The organism is Veillonella sp. CHU732 (assembly GCF_003992085.1).
Lineage (GTDB): Bacteria > Bacillota > Negativicutes > Veillonellales > Veillonellaceae > F0422.
In genome coordinates this window covers 53,018-67,719 of record NZ_RQVC01000003.1, presented here as the reverse complement: position 1 = coordinate 67,719, position 14,702 = coordinate 53,018, and the positions used below count along the sequence as shown (strand labels likewise).

At 40.3% G+C, this 14,702-nt stretch carries 16 protein-coding genes; 3 read left to right on the top strand and 13 right to left on the bottom strand.

All coding sequences use genetic code 11. From position 1 onward, the window contains the following. Nucleotides 1–3: 3 nt before the first annotated feature. From atpF to EO121_RS01975, 10 genes are all read right to left on the bottom strand, one after another. The gene (atpF, locus tag EO121_RS02020; RefSeq protein ID WP_009353350.1) at nucleotides 4–498 is read right to left on the bottom strand and encodes a F0F1 ATP synthase subunit B; all 495 of its coding nucleotides are present in this window, start codon (nucleotides 496–498) and stop codon (nucleotides 4–6) included. Between the two features lie 29 nt (nucleotides 499–527). After that, nucleotides 528–800 (bottom strand): F0F1 ATP synthase subunit C, encoded by a 273-nt coding sequence (gene atpE, locus EO121_RS02015; RefSeq protein ID WP_009353316.1) that lies wholly within the window; start codon nucleotides 798–800, stop codon nucleotides 528–530. Between the two features lie 20 nt (nucleotides 801–820). Continuing rightward, complete coding sequence (atpB, locus tag EO121_RS02010; protein ID WP_009353413.1) at nucleotides 821–1,492, bottom strand: F0F1 ATP synthase subunit A; 672 nt, start codon at nucleotides 1,490–1,492, stop codon at nucleotides 821–823. Nucleotides 1,493–1,506: 14 nt separating this feature from the next. Further along, a complete protein-coding gene (locus tag EO121_RS02005; RefSeq protein WP_127010979.1) occupies nucleotides 1,507–1,893 on the bottom strand; it encodes an ATP synthase subunit I in 387 nt (128 codons plus the stop codon). Between the two features lie 9 nt (nucleotides 1,894–1,902). Next, nucleotides 1,903–2,106 (bottom strand): AtpZ/AtpI family protein, encoded by a 204-nt coding sequence (locus EO121_RS02000; RefSeq protein WP_164723754.1) that lies wholly within the window; start codon nucleotides 2,104–2,106, stop codon nucleotides 1,903–1,905. Nucleotides 2,107–2,294: 188 nt separating this feature from the next. Continuing rightward, the gene (gene wecB, locus EO121_RS01995) at nucleotides 2,295–3,440 is read right to left on the bottom strand and encodes a non-hydrolyzing UDP-N-acetylglucosamine 2-epimerase (RefSeq protein WP_127165643.1); all 1,146 of its coding nucleotides are present in this window, start codon (nucleotides 3,438–3,440) and stop codon (nucleotides 2,295–2,297) included. A gap of 602 nt (nucleotides 3,441–4,042) precedes the next feature. Then, the gene (locus EO121_RS01990; protein WP_127068365.1) at nucleotides 4,043–5,065 is read right to left on the bottom strand and encodes a glycosyltransferase family 4 protein; all 1,023 of its coding nucleotides are present in this window, start codon (nucleotides 5,063–5,065) and stop codon (nucleotides 4,043–4,045) included. A gap of 190 nt (nucleotides 5,066–5,255) precedes the next feature. Continuing rightward, a complete protein-coding gene (locus EO121_RS01985; protein WP_127165641.1) occupies nucleotides 5,256–6,980 on the bottom strand; it encodes a phosphoglucomutase in 1,725 nt (574 codons plus the stop codon). A gap of 1 nt (nucleotide 6,981) precedes the next feature. Further along, entirely contained in the window at nucleotides 6,982–7,974 is a 993-nt protein-coding gene (locus EO121_RS01980) for a YitT family protein (RefSeq protein WP_127165639.1), read from the bottom strand. Between the two features lie 124 nt (nucleotides 7,975–8,098). Continuing rightward, nucleotides 8,099–8,473 (bottom strand): RidA family protein, encoded by a 375-nt coding sequence (locus EO121_RS01975; protein ID WP_009353332.1) that lies wholly within the window; start codon nucleotides 8,471–8,473, stop codon nucleotides 8,099–8,101. A 131-nt stretch (nucleotides 8,474–8,604) separates the two neighbouring features. Here EO121_RS01975 and EO121_RS01970 point away from each other — a divergent pair, with 131 nt between their 5' ends. Next, nucleotides 8,605–9,108 (top strand): methylated-DNA--[protein]-cysteine S-methyltransferase, encoded by a 504-nt coding sequence (locus EO121_RS01970; RefSeq protein WP_127165637.1) that lies wholly within the window; start codon nucleotides 8,605–8,607, stop codon nucleotides 9,106–9,108. 2 nt (nucleotides 9,109–9,110) lie between these two features. Here EO121_RS01970 and EO121_RS01965 read toward each other — a convergent pair whose 3' ends face one another. Genes EO121_RS01965 through EO121_RS01955 form a run of 3 tightly spaced genes read right to left on the bottom strand, consistent with a single transcriptional unit; the run spans nucleotide 9,111 to nucleotide 12,369 of the window. Continuing rightward, a complete protein-coding gene (locus EO121_RS01965; protein ID WP_127165635.1) occupies nucleotides 9,111–10,082 on the bottom strand; it encodes a hypothetical protein in 972 nt (323 codons plus the stop codon). 4 nt (nucleotides 10,083–10,086) lie between these two features. Further along, nucleotides 10,087–10,899 carry a hypothetical protein gene (locus EO121_RS01960; RefSeq protein ID WP_127165633.1) on the bottom strand — a complete coding sequence of 271 codons (813 nt, stop codon included), beginning with the start codon at nucleotides 10,897–10,899 and terminating at the stop codon, nucleotides 10,087–10,089. Nucleotides 10,900–10,911: 12 nt separating this feature from the next. Further along, a complete protein-coding gene (locus EO121_RS01955) occupies nucleotides 10,912–12,369 on the bottom strand; it encodes a nicotinate phosphoribosyltransferase (RefSeq protein WP_127165631.1) in 1,458 nt (485 codons plus the stop codon). 212 nt (nucleotides 12,370–12,581) lie between these two features. Here EO121_RS01955 and menA point away from each other — a divergent pair, with 212 nt between their 5' ends. Together menA and EO121_RS01945 are read left to right on the top strand one after the other, a co-directional pair. Then, a complete protein-coding gene (gene menA, locus EO121_RS01950) occupies nucleotides 12,582–13,487 on the top strand; it encodes a 1,4-dihydroxy-2-naphthoate octaprenyltransferase (protein WP_127165629.1) in 906 nt (301 codons plus the stop codon). A 325-nt stretch (nucleotides 13,488–13,812) separates the two neighbouring features. After that, entirely contained in the window at nucleotides 13,813–14,634 is an 822-nt protein-coding gene (locus EO121_RS01945; protein WP_127165627.1) for a MetQ/NlpA family ABC transporter substrate-binding protein, read from the top strand. Nucleotides 14,635–14,702: the final 68 nt, after the last annotated feature.

The window sequence follows — 14,702 nt, the reverse complement described above, 5'->3', positions numbered from 1 at the left end:
GTATCACGACCTTATAGTTGTACTATCAAGTTTTGCAATGGTATCCTCTACAAGAGCTACATTATCAGCACTGGAAAAGTCTTTTCCAATTAACTTACCAGCCACTTGTACAGACAAATTCACAACTTCTGCGCGGATTTGTTGCATTGCTTTTTCCCGTTCCCGTTCAATTTCTTGGCGGGCGATTTCTTTTTCTTTCACTAGTTGAGCTCGTAACTCTTTGATTTGTGCTTGTGATTCTGCTTCTGCTTGTTGTTTTGCGGTCTCGATAATCCCTTGTGCTTCTTTACGAGCTTCTTGCAATTGCGCTGTATATTCAGCTTTCAACGCAGCCGCTTCTTCTCTAGCTTGTTCTGCACTGGTAAGATCATTCTCAATGCGACGTTTCCGTTCTTCCATGGTTTGCAATAACGGTTTATACGCATACTTTGCTAAAATCAACACTAGCACAATAAAGTTCAAAATCTGAAGTACGAGTGTGCCGTTTAAATCTACCAACGGTCATACCTCCTCTTAGCTAATGTCTATTATTTAAGTAAGTCTACCAATGGGTTTGCGAACACTAATACAATCGCGATAACTGCTGCGATAATAGGTACCGCTTCGATTAAGCCTACAGAAATTAACATATTTGTAAATAATTTACCAGATTGTTCTGGTTGACGAGTCATACCTTCTAAAGCTTTACCAGATACAAGACCGTCACCAATACCTGCACCAATCGCAGCTAAACCAATTGCTAAACCAGCGCCAATGGCAGAACCAACCAATACATACGCTTTTGCTAATAATAATTCCATTATGATTTCCTCCTAAACTATTAATGTCCATCTCCAATTGTCATCCCCAAATACGAGGTAACGAGCATGGCAAAAATAAACGCTTGAATAATACCGATTGCTAGACTAAAGGCTAACCATACGATAGGAAGTACATAGGGTACCAAGGCATATAATAATTCTAAAAGAATTTCTCCCGCTAGTATGTTACCAAACAAACGGAAGGCTAATGTGACAGGTTTCGCTATTTCTTCCATTAAGTTGATGATGATAAACAATTTAAATGGCTGTACAAAATGCTTAAAATAGCCAATTCCTTTTACTTTCAAGCCTACAATCCATACAAGAATTGAGCTTGAAATGGCTAATCCCAAGGTGGTGTTAATGTCATTTGTTGGCGATGCCAAGATATGCGGACTTGGAATCAAGCCCAATTCATTACTCACCAAAATAAACAGAAAATACGTAAATAGGATGGAGCTTAAAAACTTCCACTGATTGCCTAGGTTCGTTTTAAACTGACCAGTCAATCCTTCTAGCACGCCTTCCATCACATTTTGAATCCCCTGTGGTACCATGGCCCGTGACCGTGTAGCTAATAGTGTGACTACAATAATGATTGCCATCACTAACCACGTCATGTATAGCGTATCCATATTGAAGGATATGCCCATCCATTGAACAACATGATGATGCCCTGCATGTAACTCCATATTCCCACCCCCTTTCACATAGATGATTCCCTATTACGTTGACGTACATACATACTATACTCAACATATTGCATAGGAACAAACACACAGATTCCGCCTAGTACACCTTTCATGGAAATAGAAGGGATCTGCGTGCTTATGCCTACTAACAATACGATTAAGCTAAACCGACTCATAACACCAATCCAAACTCGACGTTTCACATCGTCTAAGGTGGCGTCTTTCATCTTGTAGGTTTGAAAGGCTAAATACAAGAAATATACAACATATGTCATCATGCCCCATAGCCAACCCGTGATGTGCTGAGTCCAGTCCAGTATCCATAACACGACTACACCTAGTATAGCCACTGACAGTATCCATCGGCAATGACTTTTGATATAGGTTATATATTCTTTCATACAGTCTCCTTACATACACTGACGTATGACACCGTAGAGGCCTAGAAATCCACCGATTAATCCACCTAGGAGCACGCCCCAAGGGTGCGTTCCCACATAGTGATCAATGGCATAACCAAGCCCCATACAGATACCGATAGAACAAAGTATGGTAAATCCCGTAGTTGATGCTTTGGAGATAGCCATCCATAGATCTGATTTTTCTTTCCCCATAGACATACCTCCTATACCTCTAACATCGTAGATTATACCACCAATGAGAACAATTTTAACAATATATAAATTTTATATCTATCAAAACTTTTCAGACGATTTGATTCAAAACTGTGCACATTCCTGAATTACACAGTCAATGAAAGTAGATATCAACTTAATTATAACTAGAATGCATACATCGACTATTATTTTCCAAAGGAAGATGGTTTTTCTTGATGCTCAAAAAATTCATGCCGTAAGGCTTGTACAATTCGTTCTGATGCTAATCCATCCCCATAAGGGTTCACTGCATTTGACATAGCAGTATACATTTCTGCATTCGTAATTAACTCTTTAGCTGTGGAGTACACAGTGGCTTTATCAGTGCCCACTAATTTTACCGTACCTGCTTGGACAGCTTCAGGTCGCTCTGTCGTATCACGAAGAACTAGTACAGGTTTACCCAAAGATGGCGCTTCCTCTTGAATACCACCAGAGTCTGTCATAATAAGATAGGTACGATCCATTAAGTTTGCAAATGGTTCATATTCTAATGGCTCAATCAAATGTACACGTGGCATATCACCTAGTACCTCTTGTACAATACTGCGTACCTTTGGATTTCGGTGCATAGGGAAGATAACTTCAACCTCTTCATGTTCTTCAATAATATCACGAATTGCCTCATACACATTGCGCATGGGATCGCCTAAATTCTCACGACGATGAGTGGTCACCAAAATAACCTTTTGGTTCACGTAATCAATCTTGTTCAGCAACTCTTCAGTAAATGTGTAGTCTTCCTTCACTGTAGTTTGCAGCGCATCGATAACCGTATTCCCTGTTACATACAAGTGATCTGGATTTATATTTTCTTTCAATAAATTCGCTTCCGATGTAGTAGTCGGTGCAAAATGGTAGGTCCCAATGGCCCCCGTCAACTTGCGATTCATCTCCTCAGGAAATGGAGAGTAAATATTACCCGTCCGAAGACCTGCCTCCACATGCCCAACAGGAATCCCTTCATAAAATGCCGCTAGAGCCCCCACAAACGTAGTTGTCGTATCTCCATGAACAAGCACCACATCGGGCTTCGCTTCTTTCAATACCTCTTGTAAACCCATCAAAGCACGACAGGTAACATCATACAAAGTTTGCCCTTGGCTCATAATATTTAAATCATAATCTGGAGTGATAGAAAACAAATGCAACACCTGATCTAACATCTCTCTATGCTGTGCCGTTACCGTTACAATAGACTCCATATCAGGCGCTGCTTCCAAAGCCTTAACAACAGGCGCCATCTTTATTGCCTCAGGACGTGTCCCAAATATGGTCATGACTTTTAACATAGTACCTCCCACATATTTCGTTTACTTCCTTTACCATGAAAGCCGTCATATACAAACTTTCCTAAATCACTTTATTAAGCTTTTTCAATTATCTCTATTGTATCATGTACAAGCCTTCCATACTAGTACAAACTATAAAGAAGTATATCCAAACAAAATGCCCTACCCCTCTCCCCCACAGAGTGAGCAAGTACGAGGCAAAACGCCATAAGCGTAAGCAACATGGCGTAATATACTTAATTCTACAAACACTAGAAAGCGTGGTACCCCCTCCCATACAAAGTGAGTAAATACCAGGCAAAACGCCTTCAGCCACGAAGTAGATTATCTAAGGCATATGGCGTTTCATTACTAACATTAAGAAAACGCAAAAAGACCGCGGTATGTTCCCCTCCCCCCCTCACAGAGTGAGCAAACACTAGACAAAACGCCATAAGCGTAAGCGACATGGCGTAATATACCTAATTCTGCAATCGCCAGAAAGCGTGGCATGTTCCTGAACAAACATTATGAAATACCGTTTGTGAAGGAATGTGCCACGCTTTCCCTTTGCCTAAAAATGAAAAACGCCATGAAGCATGAGCTCCTGGCGTTTTGCATAGCTATTTACGAACGTCGTTGTCTTTGGATATAATCCCAATTTTTGTTGCGGTCCACACACATGCACAAAGTATAACAAGCACTAGCAAGACTCCGATAACAAAATTAGCTTTCGCTGCCACGATAGATACACAACCTAAAAGTGCAGTGATAGCATACATCAGCAACACAGCTTGTTTTTGTGTGAGTCCCATCGCCAATAAACGATGATGCAAATGTCCTTTATCTGGTTGGAATACAGGGCGTCCATTAATACGCCGACGTACAATGGCAAATAAAGTATCTAAAATTGGTAATCCTAGCACAATCACAGGCACCACCAACGCTACCGTCGCTGCTGTTTTTACACTGCCCATGACGGAGATAGCCGCCATGGTATAGCCCAAAAGCATACTACCTGTGTCACCCATAAATATTTTAGCAGGATTAAAGTTGTACCGCAAGAACCCACAAGCTGCCCCGGCTAATGCCAAAGTAATGCATGCCAATTCGATTTGCCCCATTTGTAAAGTCACGATACAAATCGTAATACACGCAATGAGAGAAATCCCTGCTGCCAATCCATCTAATCCATCGATTAGATTCACAATATTCGTAAATCCTACAATCCAAAATACTGTCAACGGTATGGCAAAATATTCTAAATACAATAGATGGTCCCCAATGCTAATAAAATGCACGGCATTGCCAAACAGTGGCAACATAAGAGCCGCCAAAATTTGTCCCATCAATTTCGTTTTCGGACCGATTTGCTTAATATCATCCCAAATACCCACTGCTACTAGGATGATGGAACCTACAATCAATCCTTTCACAGAAGATATATCTTTCACACTATACAGCAAAGATACCATATAGCCAATATAGATAGCCAATCCCCCTAATCGCGGAATCGACACTTGATGCACCTTACGTGCATCTGGTTTATCAATAGCACCTACCTTAACAGCAAATTGTTTCACCAAAGGTGTGCAAATATACGTTACTACGAGAGCAATGACAAAGGCCCATAAATATACTGTCATTCCACCACCTCCATACGTGGTATTTCATGATTATTACAAGTGATTGTCTACTAGTCTATCATTACAATACGAAGTTCTTTATATAGACCATATTTATTAATTATATCAGTTAAACACAGCACATACAAGAATAGACACAGTAAACTCATGGAATCCCTTGTTCTTCATCCACTTGGTAAGCAGCCACCCCTCATATAGATGTTATGACTAACCCTTCAATAATACGTTTACCATCTTCCATCAGACGTGCCAGTCCCTCTTCGCCTAAGTAGGACTCTGCATACATTTTATATAAGTTTTCTGTTCCTGATGGTCGTGCTACAAACCAACCTGTCTCTGTCACAATTTTAACACCATCGATAGGTTGTTCTTCGAATAAAGACGTAGTGCGTATATCTAAAATCGGACTGCCTCCTAATTTTGTCATAGTCACATCACTAGGTTTCATACTTTTTAAAGCACTTTTTATTTCCGCTGTGCAAGGCATATCCACACGTTGGAACACCGGTGTTCCCCATTGTTCTGTCACATCTGCATAGTGTTGTGCTGGAGTTTTCCCTGTAGTGACTACCATTTCCACCGCTAACAGTCCTAGAATGATGCCATCTTTATCTGTAGTCCATACGGTTCCATCCTGTTGCAAGAAGGACGCTCCTGCACTCTCCTCTGCCCCTAGGCCAATGCGTCCATCAAATAATAATGGGGCAAAATATTTAAAACCCACTGGCACTTCATATACGGCATGATTGGAATCTTTACAATAGGCATCCATCAATCCAGTAACAACTGCTGTTTTACCAACACCTTTCCCTTCCCAAGGACGAGTTTCATTCAAATACTTAGCAGCTACTACTAAATATTGGTTAGGTGCTAGTAATCCTTCTTCTGTGACGATACCATGACGATCATAGTCAGGATCATTTCCGATAGCTAATATATGGTCTCCTAGTTTTTTTGTCACTTCTGCCATAGCATATGGCGAAGAACAATCCATCCGAATAGCTCCATCATGGTCATAGGACATGAAACTAAATGTTGGATCATAGTCACTATTAATGATAGTAAAATTTAAATTGTATTCTTTAGCGATAGCATGCCAATAGGCACCTCCACTACCGCCTAAAGCATTAATTAATACTTTCGGATTGGCTTGTTGGATAGCCTCCATATTAATAATCTGCGGCAACTCTTTTACATAGACCATTTTGAAATCATAAGCCTCTAGATATTGGCCTGCTTCTTCTAAGGAAATAGCTGCAGGGGCTACTACTTGTTCTTCTTCATGATGACAACAACCGCAATGGGCACTTTCATGAGCTCCTACCAAATGATGAAAGGAGAATCGATGAATACTATCTAATCCCTTTTCTAAATATTCATTGGCTAACGCTTCAATCCGTTTTGTCACTGCTGTATCGGCTGGCCCACCATGAGGTGGATTGTATTTAATACCTCCATGTTCGGGAGGGTTATGGGATGGCGTAATAATAATACCATCTGCTACATTATCTACAGCTGCCTCTGCATTATGACGCAAAATAGCACGAGATACACTTGGGGTAGGCACAAACTCACGATGTGCATCCACTCGTGTTTTCACACGATTTCCCAATAAAACCTCAATTGCCACTTGCAATGCTGGTTGTGATAAGGCATGTGTATCTTGTCCAATATAGCAAGGTCCTGTGGCGCCAAATTCTTGGCGTACATCACAAATCGCTTGCACAATGGCTGCTACATGTAATTCATTGAAAGTACCTTTCGAGGCAATTCCTCGATGCCCCGAAGTACCAAAGCTTACCCGTTCTTCTATAACCTCATGATTAGGGATAATGCGAAAAAAGTCTTTCACAATTGTATCCACCTGAATTAAGTCTTCTTTTTTTACAGGTTGTCCTGCTAATGGATGTACCATATTATTGTTCCTCCTTATTTGCTTTGGAAGGGATCTCATTTCTTGCCATTTGCACATCATGAATCATTTGCTCTGCTTCAGCTGCTTTTACTGGATCGCAAGTTTGAAACACTCGCTCTACAGCACCATTCGTAGCTCTTGTCGAAAAACCTGTGCCGATAACCTCTGCCGCATCAGTGATAACCATAAATGCTGTTGGATCTTCTGCTTCGACGGCAGCTTTCAAACGCGCTACTTGTAATAAACTAACTACTACCATAATAACCTGTTTTGGTTGATGTGTATAGGCACCTTCTCCGTTTAAAATTGTGGCACCACGGCCAATTTTATCAATGATTAAATTACAAATCGTCACTGGTTTATAGGAAATGATAAACATCGCCTTTCGTTGGTTAAATCCAGTAATGACCTTATTTGTCACCATAGCGGCTAAATAAGTGCTAATTAACGTGGTTGCAGCCGCTTCAATATTAATGACAATTGCACCGATGATGAGAATCATCATATTGATACCAAATAAGATACTACCAATCTGTAGCCCAAATCGATTACGAATAATCATAGCGATGGGATCCATACCACCAGTATTACCCCCACCACGATAGACAATACCAAGGCCTAATCCAGAGAATAAGCCACCTAAAATACCCCCAATAATTGGATTCTTAGTTAATTCCAGAGCTGATAGTGGAGATAATAGGTTAATCAAGATAGACATGATAATCGTTCCTAAAATGGTGATTCCTAGATGCCATCGTCCTAACCATCTCCATGCTGCATAGAGAACTGGAATATTAAATAGAAAGTTGATGGATCCTAAATTTAAAATACCTTGGGTAATATAATAAACAATCAAGCTTAAACCACTAATGCCACCACTCAAAAGCTTATGTGGCACAAGAAATCCCTGTACGCCTACCGCAAAGACAGTCGATCCAAGAATAATATGTATAATGGCTTTCACCGTACTTAAATATTTGGGTTTACTTAACATACTTTCACCTATTCTATCACTACTTCTATCACTATCTAACCATAAGCAAAAAGCTGCCACATTACAATCATAATGTAACAGCTTTTTAGTACTCATTACACCGCTTATGGTATAATACGATATACTATTCTGCTAGGGCAATCACTTCTACTTCTACTAAGAAGTTAGCTGGTAATGTTTTAACTGCCACACAACTACGAGCTGGTTTAGAGGTAAAATACTCAGCATAAATAGCATTAAATTTAGCAAAATCACCCATATCTGCTAAAAAGCATGTTGTTTTAACAACTTTAGAAAAATCAGTGCCCGCTTCTTTTAAGATAGCTTCGATATTTTTCATCGCTTGCAATGTTTGTGCTTCTACGCCACCTTCTACTAGAGCGCCTTGTGCTGGATCAATACCACCTTGACCAGAAATAAACACAAAACCATTTGCTTTGTAAGCTTGAGAATATGGTCCTAATGCTGCTGGTGCTTGCTCTGTATACACTTGTTTCATAGTTGTCCCCTTTCATTACCAATAAGACATTTATAACATATCACTAGTATAGCATGTAATGGTATCGAAGTGTAGCTATTTTTCATACTTCTATTGTACTTTATTTGCATACCTCTATAAGGAGTACCTATATGTCCATTAATTATACTACTTATGAAAGCCCTTTGGGCACTCTCACACTATACGCCACCGCATCTGCCTTAGTAGGGCTCACCTTTCCTACCCAATCTATACACTTTCTAGAACCAGTAGTCATAGATGAAACCATTTCCTCGTCTATTTTACGACAAACTATCCAGTGGCTAGACCAATACTTCGGTGGACAAGTCCCAATTATAACAATCCCCTTAGATCCACAAGGCACAGAGTTTCAACAAAAAGTTTGGGATCAGTTACAGCATATTCCCTACGGTACATCCCTTACCTACGGCGAACTGAGCCAACATGTGTTCAACTCACCCACTCCAAGAGGAGCCCAAGCCATCGGATCTGCAGTTGGTGCTAATCCTATTTCTCTTATTATCCCCTGCCACCGTGTCCTAGGCAAAGGAAAAGCCCTCACGGGGTATACCGGAGGGCTGTCCATTAAGCGAGCTTTGCTATCCATCGAACACATCGATTTTGTAGACAAGTAGGCTTACTTGATATGTTGTAACATTTGCAAGAAGTAGGGCTTAAAGAATGTTCCTTCCACTTCACTAGTTCCCATTACAATCGTTGTAAAATAGTTTGGTGTTCCCACTAATGCTATCCGTAGATAAGCAGGGTATTGAATCCCTTTTATATCATAGGTTATAGTTCCCGCCGTTGTCATCGTACCATATTTGCTATCTGTTAACGTATGTAATGGTTCCATATTTCGTAATCGTATCTTTGCTGGAATTTTATCTCGAGAATAATCAATATCTTTATCTTCTCCAATATTAACTTTAAAATACTTTAATAAGGCATTCATGTCATTCGCATACGTATTCATTTCCGCCGGTGAAAGTCCCTCTTTTCCATATGATTCTGGGGCCATTACCCATTCTTTAGGCAGCGGGAATACAAGAACCCAAGCTGTATTTAATCCATACTGATCCGCGCCTTGCAATTCATAGACATCCATATAATGTCCTAGATTAAGTCCTTCTTTCATGCTCTTCAGCCCTGTATAGTCCTTTACTTTAGCAACGGTAGTACCCACTGTACCTAGGTTAGCATAGACATATCCTTTTCCTACCTCTGCTAACTTTGAAGAAGACAATTGCTTAACGGTAATCTCTGGTCCCATGGTTTGACGCAAATCAAGCAATGGATTCTGATCTAGCATCGCCACGAACTCTGCTGCTTTTTCTTCGCCCGTTTTTTTCTTTTCTTGTTTTTTCTTTTTCTCCATAGCTAAATACTCACTCAAAGGAATTCCTACTTCCTCATCTGACATTAATTCACTAGTACCAGCTATACCATATGTTATTGATGTACTACTATCTGCTATCCCATCTGGCGTTGATGCAGTACTACCTACCACCTCATAGGTAGTATCATGTACTTGTGCAGATACTTGTCCATAGCCCATCACAAGGCTAGCCACTAAGACAGCCAGTCCCATTTGCTTCCAAAATTTCATCTACTTATTCTCCCTTCACACCTAACAGACTCTTGATAACAGGATTCCAATAGGCTCTCGATGTATCCGCCGTTGTAACCCATGTGATAGATACCCCATCCTGACCATACCGACCTACAAAGCTAATATACGAAGGTACTACAAATCCATCTACATCTAATTGTACTCTACCATGCGTATACAACCCTGTATCGCCTTGTAGACGTACAGGTTTCATCATCTCTCCATCAAGAAATCTTACGTTCACAAGGGGTAATACGGCTTTCATAATCTCAGTACTACTGAACTCTGGATTAGTACTTGTAATAAATGGAACTAATGCTGCCCCATTCTTTTCTATACGTTTTCCACCCATAAGGTCCACATTGTAGAGTCCTATATTTTGTACTTCTTTCACCATTTTGTTATATAATGTTTCTCCTACAGATTGTGGCGCTATCGTCGTTCCTTTATATTTTATCTTCCACAATTCAGCTGCTTCTGCACCTGTCATATGAAGGTGTACCAACTCTGCCGTATGTAAGCCCCGCTCATCACGCCCTTGTAACTGATAGCGTTGACCACGTTGTACTACACCTTTGACAATTGTATCTAGTACCTTAGCCTCTGTTTCATCTATATGCCAATCATTAGAAGGTACTACACTAACTGTATCTTCTTTTTTTATAAACCCTTCCATTAAATCATCATGATTAGCAACTGAAATATAGCTAGGCAGCTCCACACTACCTTGCCCATCCAATGCAATTGATGCTGCATTTCCTGAACACATCATCCCTACTAATGCCACACTAGCCATCACACATTTCCAATTCATAATAACTCCTTCCTAACTAGGGTCCCCTACTTTTTCCAACAATAATTTAGATTTCAACTGATGCAATTCTTCGCTGATGTTGACTTTCACCTCTGGTGCTCTACGAAGTCGCAAAAATTCCGGCCACAGCAATTGAATTTGCTCTTCTCCATAGGCTTTCACTTGTGATAAGGTTGGTACGTCGTACACTAACTCTCCGTCTACAAAGATAGGTACTAATAATTCTTGTACTCTGAACGTATTTGCTTTCAGCACTGTTTGCTTCCATGGGTGTAGCGGATTTTTAAACACATAGTCCTGTGTGGTGTCCACTGTTTCATGGTCCAAGCAGATTAAATCACCAATCAATTTGTTATTTCGTACATTGATGAGGCGCAATACCTTTTTCTTACCAGGGTTTGTCACCTTTTCAATATTATCGGAGAATTTCATAGCAGGCATAAAGGTGTCCCCTTCCCATTGACCGGCTAATTTGTATACACCACCTAAAGCTGGTGTTTCATCAGCCGTAATCAGTTTAGTGCCTACACCCCACGCAGTAATGGCAGCCCCTTGCTGTTTCAAGTCCGCAATTTTATATTCATCTAGATCATTGGTAGCAAAAATTAATGCCTCTTTAAATCCTGCCTCATCTAACATCTTACGGGCCTCAATAGATAAGTACGTTAAATCACCACTATCCAGGCGAATACCATACACAGACGGCATAGTGCCACCACGACGTTCACGAATCTCTTGGAACACTTGAATCGCCGCAGGCACACCTTTATGCAGTGTATTATAGGTGTCCACTAAAAACACCAAATTATCTTCATATTGATTTGCATAGGCACGGAACGCATCAATTTCAGTTGGAAAACTCATGACCCAACTGTGTGCCATAGTCCCTACCGGTCGCATGCCATACAAGGCAGCACTGTATACATCACTAGTACTATCAAATCCACCAATGAAAGCCGCCCTAGCCCCTTGTACTGCTGCGCTTACCCCTTGGGCACGACGCATGCCAAATTCTGCTACCCCATCCTTACCAATAACAGATCGGATACGGCGGGCTTTGGTCGCAATCAAGGACTCATGATTCAAAAACATGGAAAGCGCTGTTTCCATTAAAATAGCCTCATCCTTGGCCGTTTCTACTCGAAGTAACACTTCCCCAGGAAATACGACAGATCCTTCTGGCGCTGCATAGATAGTGCCTGTGAAGCGGAATGTTGTTAAATATTCTAAAAATGCCTCAGTGAACACACCCGTTTGACGTAAATAGGTAATATCTTCCTCTGCGAATTGCAAGCCTTTCACATACTCGATGACCTGTTCCAATCCGGCTACCACCGTATAAGCACCTTTGAACGGATTTGTCCGATAAAAACGATCGAACACGCAACGGGTACGATGTTTGTTTTGTGTAAATAAACCTTGCATCATGGTAAATTGATACATATCTGTTAATAGAGCATGTGTAATCATGAATAACTCCTATTCTTATAGGTCTAGCCTATAGCATACTAAGCACTTTTCTATGACATTTGAATACTATGCCTATCCTCTACTTCTTTCTATTATACTCTACTATTACATTTCATGTATAATTGTTTTTCTCCTTATTGTTTGTCATAATCTCCTATTTAGGTTAGAATGATACCATATATTATATAACTTCTAATGATGAAAGGATGACTATGAATCTGTCACAATTTTTTGCATTAATTCGCCCTCGTACCTTAACGGCTGCTTTCAGCCCCGTTGTGTTAGGGGCCGCTATGGGGGCTACGCAATTTGAAACCGTACAACCTGTTTGGCTATCCTTAGTCTATACTCTAGGTATTTTAATTTGTGTGTTAAGTGCGCAAATCGCAGCCAATATTTGGAATGAATATTTCGATTTTAAATCTGGTCTTGATCTCACACAAGCTGCGGGAAACAGCGGATCCATCGTCCGTGATGGTATTTCTCCAGCGATAATCAAACGTTGGGGGTACATCACAACTATACTTCCACTTATCTTAGGCATTGCCCTCGCTAATGCTATCACATGGTGGTATATTCCTGTAGGCATGCTTTGCATTCTTACTAGCATCTTATACTCTGGTGGACCTAAACCCATTTCTCGTACTCCTTTCGGTGAACTCGCCTCTGGTCTTGCCATGGGCTTTGCTATCGTGGGCATTACCCTCTACGCATGGACTCACACCTTGCACTGGACCTATCTTATTCCTGCAATACCATCCACTATCTTAATCGGTGCTATTATGATGACTAACAATTTACGAGACTTTACGAACGATGCGAACCACGGTCGACGTACCTTAGTCATTCTTCTTGGCCGTGAAAGAGGCCTCCAACTGTTACAAGGGCTCTTCCTCATTAGCTCTCTATGGATACTAATATGGACTATCTGCGGAGTTATCCCGTGGCCTTCCTTAGTAGCTTTGCTCTCCTTACTGCCCGCTATGAAAGTCATCCATATCTTTAACACCTATGCGGATCCAATACGGTTAAACGAGGCTATGAAATTTACTTCTATTTCTTGTACACTGTATCACTTCTTGTGGGCTATAGGACTTCTTTGTAATACTATTATGTAAACCTAGTATCTTTTTTATGATACACCTCTATATAAAATAACCATCCCCATCATCTTGAATTACCAACAATCATACCAATTAAACTTTCATACTGAGGCAGTTACTTCACATACAAACCTTGATGATAATTAGTACTTTCATAGAGTTAACACTAGCTACTGACAAAAAATAATTGGTATAACTAGAACATGGGGGCATTCACCAAAATATAGTTAAAAACTATAAACGCTTAGATATATAACATATTTTACTTATAACGGAACTCTTGTTATACTAAGCAAGTAGAAATTCACTATGTAAGTACACAAAGAAAAGGAGATAAGACATGAAGAAATTATTTAGTTTAGCCGCTACGGCTGTATTAGGCGCTGCCTTGTTATTAGGTGGCTGTGGTTCCACTGGCACTAGCTCCACTGGTTCCGACGCAGGTAAAACATTAAAAATTGGTGCTTCCCCAGTACCACACGCTGAAATCTTAGAGCAAGTAAAACCAATCCTTGCTAAAGAAGGCATTAAATTGGAAATCATTGAGTTCAGCGACTATGTACAACCAAACGTATCCTTGAACGACAAAGAAATTGATGCGAACTTCTTCGCTCACATTCCTTACCAAGAAAACTTCAACAAAGAAAAAGGTACTCACATTGCAACAGCAGGTGCTGTACACATCGAGCCAATGGGCATTTACTCTAAAAAAGTAAAAGACTTGAAAGATATCGAAGATGGCGCACAAGTAGCTATCCCATCTGATGCAACAAATGGTGGTCGTGCGTTACTATTGCTTTCCAAAGCTGGTTTAATCACATTGAACGATCCTAACAGCATCTCTGCTACAGTACAAGATATCAAAGACAACCCTAAACACTTGAAATTCGTTGAATTAGAGGCTGCTCAATTACCTCGTACATTAGATGATTCCACAATCTCTGTAATCAATACAAACTTTGCATTAGGTGCTAACTTGAACCCAACAAAAGATGCATTGTTCTTAGAATCTAAAGATTCCCCATACGTAAACATCGTATCCGTTCGTGAAGGCGATGAAAAACGTGATGAAATCGTAAAATTGATTAAAGCGCTACAAAGCCCTGAAATCAAAAAATTCATCGAAGATAAATACAAAGGGGCTATTCTTCCAGCATTCTAATGGAATCGCTTAGAATAGACTCCTCCAAATAACAAATAAACGCTAATAACTATCATACATACTTAACT